This window comes from Solibacillus cecembensis (assembly GCF_050272495.1).
Classification (GTDB): Bacteria; Bacillota; Bacilli; order Bacillales_A; family Planococcaceae; genus Solibacillus; species Solibacillus cecembensis.
Window position 1 is genome coordinate 329978 of sequence record NZ_JBNNMF010000001.1, and the last position, 13742, is coordinate 343719.

The following is a 13742-nucleotide window of genomic DNA, read 5'->3' on the forward strand; positions in this document are numbered from 1 at the left end:
ACTTCCTAGGAGCATTTATCTTCTGTAACCTGTTGTGAACTTCAAAGAAAAGGTGATTTTTATCACGAATACAGGTACAATATGAATATTAATCAATATACATTTCAGAAATCGAAATATTTTGATAGAAGGGTAGGCTCTAGATGGAACAAAAATCAAATAAAATTGTACTCTATTTATTAATGTTTAATATGTTTATTACGATGGGCGGGATCGGCATCATTATTCCCGTCATGCCTGCCTATTTACACGTTTTTGGCGTAGGTGGTCAAGTGCTCGGATTTTTAGTTGCTGGATTTGCACTGGCACAATTTTTACTTTCACCTGTGGCAGGCGATTTATCAGACCGCCACGGACGAAAAATCTTTATTATTTCAGGACTCGTTGTGTATGGTTTCTCCCAACTATTATTCGGTTTCGCAACCGAAGTATGGGTATTATTTTTAGCTCGCTTCTTAAGTGGTGCAGGCGCTGCTTTCATAATGCCTCCAATTATGGCATTCGTTGCAGATATCACAACCTTTGAAGAACGCGGAAAGGGAATGGGCATGATCGGCGCTTCTATGTCTCTTGGATTTATGATTGGACCTGGAGTCGGTGGTTTATTAGGAAATATCAATTTAACTTTCCCATTTTATTTAGCTGGTACGGTGGCGTTTGCAGCAGCCATTTTATCTGCCATTTATTTACCAAACATTAAAAGTACCGTCGCGAATAAGGCCCCACGTGAAAATCTCGTCAAACAACTAGCACGTTCATTCAAAACGTCTTATTTTGTATTTTTACTCGTAGTCTTTACATTTAGCTTTGGTATCGCTAATTTCCAAACGACGCTCTCTCTTTATTTAGATAAGGTGTTTAACTATACACCTACTGATATCGCGATTATTTTAACGGTTGGCGGATTTGCCGGCGTTATTTTACAAATGTATGTCATCAATATTTTGTTCAAACGTTTTGGAGAAATGAAAGTCATTTTAGTTAATTTATTACTGGCTGCAATTACAATGTTACTGATTATTTTCGTAAATGGTTTCTTTATCATTCTAACCGTAGCTACATTGTTCTCGATTGCAACAACATTTATTCGACCAGCCGTTAATACACTTATTTCAAAAATGGCGGGTACTGAACAAGGTTTTGCTGCTGGGATGAACAATGCATATATGAGCTTAGGAAATATGTTCGGTCCAGCACTTGCAGGTATTTTATTCGAATGGAATTCAGAAGCTCCTTATTATTTAGGCTTCGTTATTTTAGTCGGTTGCTTCATACTCGCTTTTATGTGGACTTCCAAAAAAGCACCGCACTTAATGAAAGCATCATAAACAAATTAAGCTGTCCCCAGTGCAAATGAACACTAGGGACAGCTTTTATTAATGAGTTGCTCTTAATTTTTTTATCGCAATGGCTAAACTTAATAACCCGATTCCACTATAGCCAATCACATAAATCCATACAGGGCTAAGTTCAATTTTCGTCGTTTCACTAATTCCAAGTGCAATGTCTGGAGAAATGACACTGAGCGCTACGGCAAATGGATTTAAGCTAATCCATACATACGAAATGGCCAATAATCCACTTTCTAAACCATTCACTACACCTACTAAAAAGAATAGAAACGTAAAGAAAGCGAAGAAAATTGCTACCCCATAAGTAGTGATCATGGAAACAATCGTCTTTTTAGTAATCGTCGAAAACATAATTCCGACGCTTCCCAATGCAAAAACCGTTAAAATAAAGAGCAAGAATACCGCTACTACCATGCTTGGAGAGACGCCACCAAAAAGAAATACGATGCTGTATAACGGTAACGTCGCCAGTAAAATAACGAGTAAAAAGGCTAATGATGCCATTAATTTACCAATAATAATTTGTGCTGATGTTTGCGTCGTCGTCAATAAAATATTTAATGTTTGCTTTTCTCTTTCGGTACTTATGGCTCCCGCCGTTAACGCTGGGGCAATAAATAAAATAAGCCCCATTTGTAAAACGGTTAAACAAGCAAATAATAAAAAGCTTTCCGATGGCTGAAAAAATCCACTTGCTGTATAGCCCGTCATCAAATTAAAAAAGGCAACGATGAATAATGTTAACGCGATTAAATAAAAAGCAATACTGGAAAAGCTTTTGGCATTGCGAAAGCGTAGTTTTAACTCCTTCAACAATACTGGATTAAACGGTTTTTGATTCATGCTTTGCTACCTCCTCGGTAATGACCATAAAGACATCTTCCAAGTTTTTATCTTCTACTTCAAATGCCGTCACTTGAATCCCCGCATCAATGGCTGCCTTTAATAAGTTCGCCTGCATCACATCATCCCCATTAAATACAAAAGTTACGCTATTTTCAAAATCATTTTTTTCTATATGCTCCACTTGCTGCTGTAAGAAAAATTGCTGTGCAACGTTTACATCTCCTAGCACTTTTACCGTTATAAACTTATCCCCTTGTAGCTGTGCTTGAATTTCAAGTATATTGCCACTTGCAATTAATTTTCCGCTATCCAATACCCCAATTTCATCACAAATTTCTGCGAGCTCAGGCAAAATATGTGAGGATATAAGAATCGTTTTTCCAAGTCCTTTTAAATCCTTTAAAATATCACGCATTTCTACCCGTGCACGTGGATCTAATCCAGAAGCAGGTTCATCTAAAATTAAAATGTCTGGGTCATGCATTAACGTTCGCGCTAAACATAAACGTTGCTTCATCCCTCTTGATAAGTCATCTACATATTGATCGCGTTTATCAGTAAGGCGAACGAGCGCTAATAGATCCGTAATTTTTTGCTGGCGTAACATTGCAGGCATTCCATAAGCCGCCCCGTAAAAGTCTAAATATTCCTCGGCTTTTAATTGGTCATACACACCAAAAAAGTCTGGCATGTAACCAATTTGGGCACGTACTTCATGCGGATTTTGCACAACGCTTTTTCCGTTTACTAAAATGTCGCCAGAAGTTGGGCTTAGTAACGTTGCAAGAATTGAAAAAGCCGTTGATTTCCCCGCACCATTTGCTCCAACAAAACCAAAGATCGTTCCTCTTTTAATCGTTAAGGACAATTCATTTAGTGCTTTTAATTGCCCATAGTTTTTTGTCAGTTGCTGAAATTCAATCATTGTTGTCGCCCTCCTTTCAGCGTGATTTCAGGCAAGTTTAGTAGTTCCAAATTGCCCCCTTCGCTAACTTCCCATTGAACAATTATTTCTCCATCATTTAAATAGGACTGGACATTTTCTGTTGAAAAGTTTGTATTTACTGGCTCGAACTGCTCCGTTTCCACATTATATATAGTTGCACGCATTATTGGATGTTCCGTTTTATAGTGCAAACTTGACCAATCCATTGCCATATTTTGAATTGGCAATGATAGACGATATGACACATCATACGTACCCGGAGCTAAATAAACATCTTGCATAGATGAGTTGAATTGTTCCTTTATCCCACCGTAAAGTGTTTCTGAATAGCTCATGTTAAAAGCTTCATTCGTTAACGTAATTTCATCCGACAGATTTGTGAATACATCATGAATCGGCTGAACAATTAATACGTTTGAAGTAACTTGTGCCTTTTGCGATAATATAGCGCCGAGTGGTACATTATTTGCACTTGCAATAATAGCAGGTGCATCCTCTGTTGAAAGGGTCGAATAGGCGAGAGCATTCAGTCGGTCTTTCCACACTTTATCGATTGTTTCTGGCGTTGGTGCAGTGTAGTCCATTATTGGCTGCGCTACTGGTAATAATAGCGTTGTCGGGACTTTTTCTTCAATCTTTCGCTTTTCACCCTGTTTTAAATTTCCAATAGAAATAAAATTCGTCCCCGTCCAAAGCTGTACATCTGTTACATCTATCTGTAATTCATTCGTAATGGTCCCAGTCAAAATCCCGTTATCGTTCGTCATATTTAGCTTAAATTGCCCTACTTCAATCGGGCCTTTTCCTACAATCGTTTCAACATCCCAATACGCAACATTTTTCATAACAAACTCATTTTGCTTCACATAACTCCATTGCCCTTTTTGGAAATCCGTCCGATTCGACATTCGACTATTGTAAGCAGTGGCCTCAATACCATTTGCTAATTCAAACGTATAATCTCCTCGTTTATTTGTTAGCAAAGATTGTGTGAAATACTGTTGGTCTATCTCATTTCCTATTTTAATTACCGCGCTTTGCTGAATTTGAGGTTGGGCAAGGCGATCTCGCGCACCTACTAGGAATAGCATGATTGAAAACACAAAGGAAATGGTCGGTATAATCCACCATGCATGCTCTCTTTTATCTTTTCGTTTGAGTAAAAAATAGATAACTGGACTTATTATTAAAATATAAAGCGCAAACACACTAATAATAATCCACGTCGAAAATTGAAAGGCTGGGAATAGCTCATTCACTGGGACAACTTGATTTACTATTTCATCGTCAATCGAGGATTTGTACATTTCTTTATTTTGGAAGTCGATTAATTTGGCAAATAAGTTTGCAAAGCCGTCTATTTCGATTAAAGTTGAATCCGTCAATGAGAATGCTGTTTGAATAAGCATACCGCTTCCGACCTTTTGTTTAGCCGCAATCAGTTGACCATTTACCTCAATCGCTTGAGCTTTCGGCATCAATTCACTCGTTCGAATTGACATTGGATTTGTAAATTTACCCTCGCCCGTAAAATCTGTTAATTGTGTTGGGCTAATTTCGGAAGTTCCCCCTGTTGCTTGCAAAGCTGCATAAGAAGCGAGTGGTGTAAAAGTGACATCCTCTTGTACAACAAGCTGTCCTCCCTGTTTCATCCATTCAATTAAAATATCAAATTGGTCCTGCTCTATCATTTTCAGTGGATCTGTCAAAACAATCGTATTTATAAAGTCTATGGAACGAATATCAGTGACCAAGTCCGCCGTCATCAATGGATAGGTTTCTACTTCCAATAATCTTCCTTTTTCAATCGTCCGCAATTTTTGCAATGCTTGTGCTACTTGTGGATAGCTAAAAACGCCGACAACATGTGTCTCATACTCGAATAAATTTGGCTTTCTATTTTCAAATTGAAAATGCTCCACCTTTTTCCCATTTTCAACACTACCTTCATACAACTGAACAAATCGCTTTTCATTATCCGAGTAGAGTTCATACGGATAGCTTCCCATATAAAACTGTTTTATTAGCTTTTCATGTGGCGCAAGCTTTAATGAGATGACTTGCCCTGTTTGCAGCATATAATTAGCTGGATATGTCGTGACAAGCTCCCCTTCAAATGGTGTTTCATCATTTTGAAGTGTCAATGTGACAGCAATCGGTCGATCAAATTTCCCTTGTCCTTGCAAACCATATTCAGCTGTAATTGAAACTTCGGCCGCTGCATTTACGGACGGAATTAGGCAAATTAATAGGATAATACAGGTCATCATTTTCTTCATACAAACCCACCTCTCTCTTTCATTGTACGAAATTTGCAATGTAAAGTTCCAGAATAATCAAAAATTTAAAATGACATTAATCTATTTTTCCCTCTAAAAAAAGTTACCCGTTTAACAACATTCGCTAAACAGATAACTTTTATTTTTTTATATAATAGTTTATTACTAAGATTCGCCATTAGAATAATCATATAAGCATCTTGCGTGGTCTTGCACAACATCGACAAAAGCCTCGACTTGACGCAATTCAAAGGACGAGTCATAGCCAATGAGCCATGTATCACGTGTAAGCCCATGGTCCTTTTCTGAATTCGTTAATGGAATTCTATTGACCTTTTCTTCTCCGTTTAGTGTAATAGATGGCAAAATGGCATAGCCTATTCCGTTAACAGCCATTTGTTTGCACGTTTCGATTTGGTCGACAATAATCTGATGCTTCGGATTGTGATTAAAATGTCGCTGCCACCACTGCTGAATTTCTTGATAATAATCGGAATCACTTTTAAATTGGATGAACGGGCGATCTGACGTCAGTATATCTTCTATATCCGCTAATTCCTTATCCACTAAATACATCATATCGCGGAATAAATGAATTTTTTTACCTTTCCAATCGACTTGACCGCGGACAATTCCAACATGTGCCTCTCCTTCATAGAGTGCCTTCACAATTTCAGAACTCCAGCCCGTCATTAATGAAATTTTGGCATCAGGATATTTCGTCACAAAATCCTTCAACACTTTTGGCAGCCAGTTTTGTCCAACAATCGATGCACAAGCAATTTTCAATGTCCCATGAACCTTTGAATTGAGTGCTTGAATCGTTTCAAATACTTCCTCTTGCTTTACAATGATTTCATTTGAGTATTGGATGACTAGTTCTCCCGCTGGTGTCGGGGTTAATCCCTTTTGCGAGCGTATAAATAGCTGTGCCCCCCAGTCCTTCTCAATCGATTGTAAACGCTGCGATAAAGCCGGCTGTGTCAAAAATAATCGCTCTGCCGCTTTTCGCATATTTCTTTCCTCGGCTAAAATTTTTAAAATTTCTGCCTCTGTTACAGTCATCACGGTTCCTCCAATGCATGTCATACTTGTCGTTAAAAAATCGACAAAATCCCTTATTGGATTTTGCCGACTCTTACTATCTATGCATTATGCTGATAAATATATTTTTTTAATTGTTTCAAAATAATTCGTCGCGTCATAATTCCAACAAATGTGCCATCCTCATCCACAACACATAAAAAGGCATGGTTAATGACTAAATCAAGTGCACGCTGAAATGTATCTGACAACTTTAAATACGTAACCTTTGGATCCATTACCTCATCTACTCGAATATCTGATAATTTTTCATATTCAATTCGCTCTAAACCTAAAATGGCTTCTGTTATCATCTTTGTGCTTAATAAACCTTGTAATCGGTATTTCATATCCAAAACAGGAATGGAAGAATAGCCTGTTTTCGTTAGCACAAGTAAGGCATGCTCTGCACTATTTCCACTTTGTACATGTGCTACTTTTTCAGAAGAAATAATAAATTCACTAATAGGCATATCTAATAAAGCTCTGTTGTTAATTGAAATCATGATCTTCTACTCCTTTATGCCGCTTATAACGGGCAGTAAACACTAAGTAAGCTAAGGGATCATCGTCGACAAATTTCCCTAGAAAATACTGCGACTTTTAAAAATCAAATCAATTATGCGGTTGGATTCGGCTTTGTGCTTTAACTTACATGATATAGGTCAGTTAGCTGTTGTCACAAAGACGTAAGGTACTCAAAAAATTTCATACCGAATCCGTAATGCTCGCTAAAAAATGACACAGCATCTATTTGCTTACTTCTATCATAACATAATTGCCAATTTTTTGACCATGAATGCTGCCTAGTGTTTTAAAAAGATGAGTAAGGTACTAAGTCATACCAGACACGCTAAAATAAAAACGCAACAAAACGAAAAGAAATTCTCGTCTTGTTACGTATGCTTTACCAACCTTTTGCCCAATAATAAAAGATAATGGACCCTGTAAATAAACCAAAAATGATGTAAGACAAAATAATTGGATTCAATAAAAATGGATGCTCCATAATTGGCTCTGGAATATCCGAATCTCTTTCTTGGCCATCTTTTTCAATACCATGTCCCACTCGTACAGTAAGCCAGTAACCTACTATACATAGAATGACACATACAAAAATCGTTGGGTATAACCACATACCTATCGAAACCGCCCCCTTTTGCAGTACAACTAGTATGTGGCATTCCCGCTATTATTATTCCTTAGTCAATTAATTGATTCTTAAAATGGGAATTGATTTAACCAGGATCCGCCATCAAGCGTGATGCACTCTCCATTTAAGTAACTGGCCTTATCTGAAAGCATAAACGTGGCTAAATCCGCAATCTCTTCTGGTGTTCCTAAACGACGTAATGGTACCGAATTAATTGTGCGCTTTGCTTGTTCTTCAGACTCCCATAATTTATCTGCGCCACCTGTTCGCTCGATTGGTCCTGGAGCAATGGCATTTGCACGAATTCCATATTGACCGCCCCACTCTACAGCAAGTGATCGCGTAATGGACAGCACCCCTGCTTTTGCAGCAGCAGAATGAATAACTCCAGCTCCTGCCCCCCATGCATACGTGGCAACCATATTTAATAGAGATCCTTTAATCCCATTCTCGATCCAGTAACGCCCCACAGCTGACGAACAATAAAAAGTGCCATTTAATACAATATCAATAACTGCTTTCCATCCATTTGGAGATAACTTTTCTGCATGTACTAAAAAATTCCCAGCAGCATTATTCACTAAACTATCTACTCGTCCAAATTTCCCAACCGCAAAATCAACCATTGCCTGTGCTTGGTCTGGATCACGTACATCCATTTGGAATGTTTCAATCGTTGAACCACTTTCTAGAATTTCCTGCTTAGCATTGGCTAAACGATCTAGATCACGACCTGTAATAACAACATTTGCACCTTCTTTTACAAATTGTTTTGCCATACCAAGACCCATCCCACTTGATCCACCCGTAATAATAATCGTCTTATTTTGTAACATCATAGAAAATCCCCCATCTCTCCTAAAATGAACACTCATTCATTATCTTATTTTACTATAAAACTCAAAAAATACCTACAGTTTTCTGAAAATTTATATTATTAATTACAGTTCGGTATTTTTCAAGCTTCCAACAAATAAATCCATCATTAGAAAGCAGATTAATTTAGAGGGAGGTGTACACTTATGAAAATTATAAATGCTATCATAGGATTTATTATTATTTTTATAGGTTGCTTTTTTATGACAATTTCAATTGAACATGAAGCATTCCAAACACTACTGTACAAGTTTTTAGGCGCATTTATATTAATTGGTGGACTTCATTATCTTAAAAAAGTTTCTAATTTTAGAAAACAGAATTAGTTCAAAAAAGAAGCGTGTGCCAACAATAAATTGGCAACACGCTTTTTTAGTGGTATCGTTTTATTCCTCTACAATCGTCCCTAAAGATTCGATTAAAAATATTTCTTGGCTATTAATGCGTGTATCACTATTATGGTCCTCTTTATAATGATATTTCCCATTAGAATCTTGAATTCGCGCTTTTTGATTGTCCTCTAATTGCGCTTCCATAATGCCCATAATCCGTTTTTTAATGTCTGGAGAATAGATTGGGAATAAAATTTCCACACGTTTAATCATATTGCGTGTCATCATATCTGCTGACGATAAAAACAATTTATTTTCGCCATTATGATGGAACCAGAAAATACGCGAGTGCTCTAGAAAACGTCCAACGATACTCGTCACTGTTATATTTTCACTAATTCCCGAAACTCCGGGACGAATGCAGCAAATCCCTCGAATAATTAATTCAATTTGTACACCTTCTATTGATGCCTCATATAGCTTCATCATTAAATCCTTGTCCGTTAAAGAATTCATTTTCGCGCGAATAAAGCCATTGCCATACTTTTTATGCATCTCAATTTCTTCATCAATTAATTGAATGAATTCATCACGAATATCAAATGGCGCGACAACGATATGATGGAATTTTGGTTTTTCTGTATAGCCACTTAAATAATTGAAGAAGTTCGTCGCATCAATACCAAATTCCTTATTCGAAGTAATGATCCCCATATCGGTATAAATCTTAGCCGTTGCATCATTGTAATTCCCCGTACCTAGATGCACAAAGCGTTCAATTTTTCCGTGACGACGGCGTACAACTAATGTTATTTTAGAGTGGGTTTTCAAATTATTCATACCATAAATGACTAAACAACCCGCTTGTTCCAATTGTTTTGCCCAGTGCACATTATTCTCTTCATCAAAACGTGCTTTCAATTCTACTAATACCGTTACTTGCTTGCCATTTTCAGCGGCTTGCTTTAATGCCTGGATAATCGGTGAATTTCCGCTAACACGATACAATGTTTGCTTAATCGCTAACACACTTGGATCCTCCGCCGCCTCCGCAATAAAATCGACAATCGGTACAAAGGATTCAAATGGATGATGGAAAAAAATATCTTGGATTAATGTTTTCTCGAAAATATTTTCATCCGATTGTAAGTCCTGTGGTGGTTGTGGGATAAAACTTTCATATTCTAAATGCTCTCGACCAACTGAAATCGCTTTAACAAACCCAAACATAGCGGTTAAATCAAGTGGACCATCAATTTTAAAGACATCCGATTCCTCAATTTCAAATTCATCTAATAAATATTCTAAAACGTCATCATTCATCTCACCATCACGAACTTCTAAGCGCGAACCAACGCCCCATTTACGCTTCTTTAACTCTTTTTCAATTTCAACGAGTAAATCTTGTGCACCTTCCTCGTGAATTGTTAAATCTGCATTACGCGTTAATCGGAATGCCTGCGTCGATTTCACTTTATACCCAAAAAATAAGTGATTCACATTATTTGAAATCACATCTTCTAGCAAAACATACACCGTTTCGTTATTTTGAGAAGGCACTTTAATAAAACGCTCTAACACCGATGGCACTTGTACAATTGCCACTTTATCCATACCTTCATTATCTATGCCGTTATTTTCTAGCATGACAAGTAAATTTAATGTACGCCCTATTAGTGTCGGGAATGGACGATAGGCGTCGACTGCTACTGGTGTTAATACCGGGAATATTGTTTCCTCAAATAATTCATTAATATAATTTTTTTGTTCTGGTGTTAATAGTTTTAAATCGCGCACATGCACATTTTCCTGTGGTAGTAAATCATCCACTAAATGTCGATAAACTTCGGTTTGGCGACGTACTAAAGCCTGTGTTCGCTCCGCAATTTTCGCTAGCTGCTCTTTCGGGGTTAAGCCTGATTTGTTTTCAGCTTTATGGAAGTTGGCACGAATTTGGTCTTGTAATCCCGCCACACGAACCATAAAAAATTCATCTAAATTGGAACTAAAAATCGCTAAAAACTTTAAGCGCTCTAATAGCGGATTATTTATATCTTCTGCTTCTTCTAATACGCGTTCATTAAACGCTAACCAACTTAGCTCGCGATTGTTATAATATTGTGGTTTAGCGATTTCTTCTAATAATCGTACTTTCGCTTCTTCATCGTTTGTTTGGAAATTTGGGTTCGAAACACGCTCTTCATCTACATTAGCCATCATACTATTTCCGCCCTTCTTCATTGAATACTAGTTGCACTGTTTTTTTAAATATGCGCTCAATATGCTTTTTTTGTTTTTCAGCTTGCGCAGATTCTGCAATCGCCCGTTCACTCGTTGAAATAACCAACTGTATATGATCTTCTACTTTTTCCATTGCTACATTTTTTACAACATTTCGTTTCGTCATATTTAATGCATACACAAACTTGAGCATCGCGCCAAAATCCCGCAATTTTTTTAAATCATCCTTTGAAATCCACGTTTCAAAAGGCTGTGCAAAACGTTGGAAATAATCGCGATTTTTATAGGAAGCGACTAATGCCAATTTCACTCGCTCTACATGTGATAGTCCATCAATGGATTGATTCGAAATTAAATAAAACGTATGCTGACTGGAAGAATCTAGTTCAATATATTCGCCAATGGCATACACACGCGCAGCCCTTCTCAATAGCTGTAAATCATCTTCCTCATAATTGAGTAAATTGCTTTGACAGCATTCCTTATAAAATTGCGTCACTAACTGAACAAGTGTTTTTATTTCCTTTTCAGAACGATTATAGGTCAATGCTAGTCGCCTTGCATTTTCATCAAATACATTATTTTTATCGTAAGCTTGTGGATTTCCCTGTAAAACACGACTAATGATAAGCCCTTCCCGTAATCCTTTTTTACTAATTTGGAAGTCATTTGTATGTACAACCGTCATTAGTGCAATAAAAACTTCTAATGCAAGGACAATGCTATCTGCCCGGTCCGAAGATAAACCGTCTAATTGCTTCAACTCTTCAAAGTTAAGTTGTGTTAATTGTTTTTGTAAATCCACTAAATTATTTAATTTCATTTCGTATTGGTGAACACCAGATAGTGGATAGTTCACCTGTTGTTGATGGATTTGAGCGATATTTCTTGCACTTCCTCCAATTGCAATGACAGGTAAACGCACTTCCTTAATCCAATCCATGGACATAAATTGCTCCGTGACAAAGCTCCGTAATTGTTCTCTTTCTTCTGTACTAATGATCGTACCATGTACGAATTTTTGCATAAGAGAGACCGTGCCAAATGGAAAACTAATTGTTTTTTGCAACTTTTTATTTTTAAATACGGTAATTTCCGTGGAGCCCCCACCAATATCAATTGTAAGAGCAGAAGGTGTATTCATTGAATTAGCCACTGCAACAAAGCCATAATAAGCCTCTTCTTCTTCGCTTAAAATATCAATGGATAGTCCCGTTTCTTCCTGCATGCGCACAATGATTTCAGCGTTGTTGATTGCTTGCCTTACAGCGGCAGTTGCGGCAGCTTTGACATCGGTTACACGATAATCAGCTAATATAAGCTTAAATGAATTCAATATATCCGCTAAAAGGCAAATCCCTTCCTCAGACATTTCACTACTAGGCAAAATATAGGTTCTTAAACGTGCGACTGTCTTTATATTGCCAAATTCACGTAAGCCTTCATTTTTATCATATGAATATAACACTAAGCGAATGGTATTAGATCCAATATCAAGAATAGCTGTTTTTAAATCTTCCATTTTACGCTGTCACCTCTTGCTGGAATTTAGTTACACTAATTTACTTTTAACACAAATTCATACAGTCACCTTTTTAAAAAAGCCGGAATTACTTTTTCAAGTATCCGGCTTAACTTTTTAATTTTACATTTACAGCTGAAGAATTTATTCGTTGTACATTTATAAAATTAGCTTATCCATTTTTAATATTAACTCGGCAATTTCTGGTTTTGAAATTTGTTCTTCTGCTCCAACTTGATCACCTTTATGACGTAAATCATCTGTAATTAAGCTAGAGAAAATAATAACCGGTAGTTTTTTCAAATCAGGATGCGTTTTAATTTTTTTCGTTAAATGGTGACCATCCATTTGTGGCATTTCAATATCTGTTACAACGATTTGTACATGATTTTCGATATTTTTATCTGCCTTCACAAGTGCCTCTAAATATTCATAAGCATCTCGTCCATTTTCGAAAAACTCGGTATTTACATAGCCTGCTTCAGTCATCGTATCAAATAGCAATTTGCGTAATAAAGGTGAATCTTCCGCGATCACGACTTTCTTTTCCGTACGTTCGCGCTTACCAAGCTTTTTCACCGCATCTACACTAATGCTTGATTCTGGATTAATATCGACCATAATACGTTCAAAGTCTAATAATAAAATCATTTCTTCATTACGCTTAATAACGCCGATTACTTGAGAAGTACCACCTTGATACATATCAGAAGGTTTTTCAATCTGATCCCATGAAATACGGTGAATTTGCGTGACATTATCCACATGGAATACAACACGCTGTTTATTGAACTCTGCCACGATGTATTTTTGCTGAGGACTTCGGTTATCCGATGGAATGCCTAAAACCTTTAACATATCCACAACCGGCAATACCTCTCCACGCAATTGAATAATGCCTTCCACATGAGGATGCACATGCGGAATAAATGTAACAGGAATCGGTTGGATAATTTCCTTAACTTTAATTACATTAATACCAAATTTATTATTTGCTACTTCGAATTCAACGATCTCTAGTTCATTCGTGCCACTCTCTAGTAAAATACCTTTTTGGTTCTCCAAAGTATGTCACTCCTTCCAATCTACCATGTTTAATATAATTATATTGT

General features: G+C 37.0%; 12 protein-coding genes. 2 read left to right on the forward strand and 10 right to left on the reverse strand.

Going from position 1 to position 13742, the window contains the following annotated elements; all coding sequences use genetic code 11:
- Positions 1-143: 143 nt before the first annotated feature.
- Positions 144-1328 (forward strand): MFS transporter, encoded by a 1185-nt coding sequence (locus ACQKIH_RS01745; RefSeq protein WP_057985649.1) that lies wholly within the window; start codon positions 144-146, stop codon positions 1326-1328.
- 48 nt (positions 1329-1376) lie between these two features.
- On the opposite strand, the gene ACQKIH_RS01750 is transcribed toward ACQKIH_RS01745, so the two are convergent.
- The 7 genes from ACQKIH_RS01750 to fadH all read right to left on the reverse strand — a co-directional run bounded on the left by ACQKIH_RS01750 (position 1377) and on the right by fadH (position 8495).
- Positions 1377-2195, reverse strand: coding sequence for an ABC transporter permease (locus tag ACQKIH_RS01750; protein ID WP_427763063.1), 819 nt, complete (start codon positions 2193-2195; stop codon positions 1377-1379).
- Entirely contained in the window at positions 2176-3123 is a 948-nt protein-coding gene (locus tag ACQKIH_RS01755) for an ABC transporter ATP-binding protein (RefSeq protein WP_427763065.1), read from the reverse strand. The genes ACQKIH_RS01750 and ACQKIH_RS01755 overlap by 20 nt, the downstream gene beginning before the upstream one ends.
- Positions 3120-5423, reverse strand: coding sequence for a hypothetical protein (locus ACQKIH_RS01760; RefSeq protein ID WP_427763066.1), 2304 nt, complete (start codon positions 5421-5423; stop codon positions 3120-3122). Before ACQKIH_RS01760 ends, ACQKIH_RS01755 begins: the two co-directional genes overlap by 4 nt.
- Before the next feature lie 165 nt (positions 5424-5588).
- A complete protein-coding gene (ccpC, locus tag ACQKIH_RS01765; protein WP_427763068.1) occupies positions 5589-6488 on the reverse strand; it encodes a transcriptional regulator CcpC in 900 nt (299 codons plus the stop codon).
- Between the two features lie 80 nt (positions 6489-6568).
- The gene (cbpB, locus tag ACQKIH_RS01770) at positions 6569-7012 is read right to left on the reverse strand and encodes a cyclic-di-AMP-binding protein CbpB (protein ID WP_057985639.1); all 444 of its coding nucleotides are present in this window, start codon (positions 7010-7012) and stop codon (positions 6569-6571) included.
- 401 nt (positions 7013-7413) lie between these two features.
- Positions 7414-7644: a short-chain dehydrogenase gene (locus ACQKIH_RS01775; protein WP_236706776.1), complete on the reverse strand. Its 231-nt coding sequence runs from the start codon at positions 7642-7644 to the stop codon at positions 7414-7416.
- A gap of 83 nt (positions 7645-7727) precedes the next feature.
- Positions 7728-8495 (reverse strand): 2,4-dienoyl-CoA reductase, encoded by a 768-nt coding sequence (fadH, locus tag ACQKIH_RS01780; RefSeq protein ID WP_057985905.1) that lies wholly within the window; start codon positions 8493-8495, stop codon positions 7728-7730.
- A 186-nt stretch (positions 8496-8681) separates the two neighbouring features.
- On the opposite strand from fadH, the gene ACQKIH_RS01785 reads away from it, so the two are divergent.
- Complete coding sequence (locus ACQKIH_RS01785) at positions 8682-8861, forward strand: hypothetical protein (protein WP_057985635.1); 180 nt, start codon at positions 8682-8684, stop codon at positions 8859-8861.
- A 60-nt stretch (positions 8862-8921) separates the two neighbouring features.
- Here the strand turns inward: ACQKIH_RS01785 and ACQKIH_RS01790 are convergent, their stop codons facing one another.
- The 3 genes from ACQKIH_RS01790 to ACQKIH_RS01800 all read right to left on the reverse strand — a co-directional run bounded on the left by ACQKIH_RS01790 (position 8922) and on the right by ACQKIH_RS01800 (position 13695).
- The gene (locus tag ACQKIH_RS01790) at positions 8922-11084 is read right to left on the reverse strand and encodes an RNA degradosome polyphosphate kinase (protein WP_427763071.1); all 2163 of its coding nucleotides are present in this window, start codon (positions 11082-11084) and stop codon (positions 8922-8924) included.
- 4 nt (positions 11085-11088) lie between these two features.
- On the reverse strand, positions 11089-12630 hold the full coding sequence (locus ACQKIH_RS01795; protein ID WP_427763072.1) for a Ppx/GppA phosphatase family protein: 1542 nt from the start codon (positions 12628-12630) through the stop codon (positions 11089-11091).
- A 159-nt stretch (positions 12631-12789) separates the two neighbouring features.
- Positions 12790-13695, reverse strand: a complete 906-nt coding sequence (locus ACQKIH_RS01800; RefSeq protein WP_427763074.1) for a chemotaxis protein — start codon at positions 13693-13695, stop codon at positions 12790-12792.
- Positions 13696-13742: the final 47 nt, after the last annotated feature.

Bases quoted from the DNA above. Each gene is read 5' to 3' on its own strand.
- ACQKIH_RS01745 (WP_057985649.1), top strand. From the start codon at position 144: ATGGAACAAAAATCAAATAAAATTGTACTCTATTTATTAATGTTTAAT.
- ACQKIH_RS01750 (WP_427763063.1), bottom strand. From the start codon at position 2,195: ATGAATCAAAAACCGTTTAATCCAGTATTGTTGAAGGAGTTAAAACTA.
- fadH (WP_057985905.1), bottom strand. From the start codon at position 8,495: ATGTTACAAAATAAGACGATTATTATTACGGGTGGATCAAGTGGGATG.
- ACQKIH_RS01785 (WP_057985635.1), top strand. From the start codon at position 8,682: ATGAAAATTATAAATGCTATCATAGGATTTATTATTATTTTTATAGGT.
- ACQKIH_RS01795 (WP_427763072.1), bottom strand. From the start codon at position 12,630: ATGGAAGATTTAAAAACAGCTATTCTTGATATTGGATCTAATACCATT.
- ccpC (WP_427763068.1), bottom strand. From the start codon at position 6,488: ATGACTGTAACAGAGGCAGAAATTTTAAAAATTTTAGCCGAGGAAAGA.
- cbpB (WP_057985639.1), bottom strand. From the start codon at position 7,012: ATGATTTCAATTAACAACAGAGCTTTATTAGATATGCCTATTAGTGAA.
- ACQKIH_RS01760 (WP_427763066.1), bottom strand. From the start codon at position 5,423: ATGAAGAAAATGATGACCTGTATTATCCTATTAATTTGCCTAATTCCG.
- ACQKIH_RS01775 (WP_236706776.1), bottom strand. From the start codon at position 7,644: ATGTGGTTATACCCAACGATTTTTGTATGTGTCATTCTATGTATAGTA.
- ACQKIH_RS01755 (WP_427763065.1), bottom strand. From the start codon at position 3,123: ATGATTGAATTTCAGCAACTGACAAAAAACTATGGGCAATTAAAAGCA.
- ACQKIH_RS01790 (WP_427763071.1), bottom strand. From the start codon at position 11,084: ATGGCTAATGTAGATGAAGAGCGTGTTTCGAACCCAAATTTCCAAACA.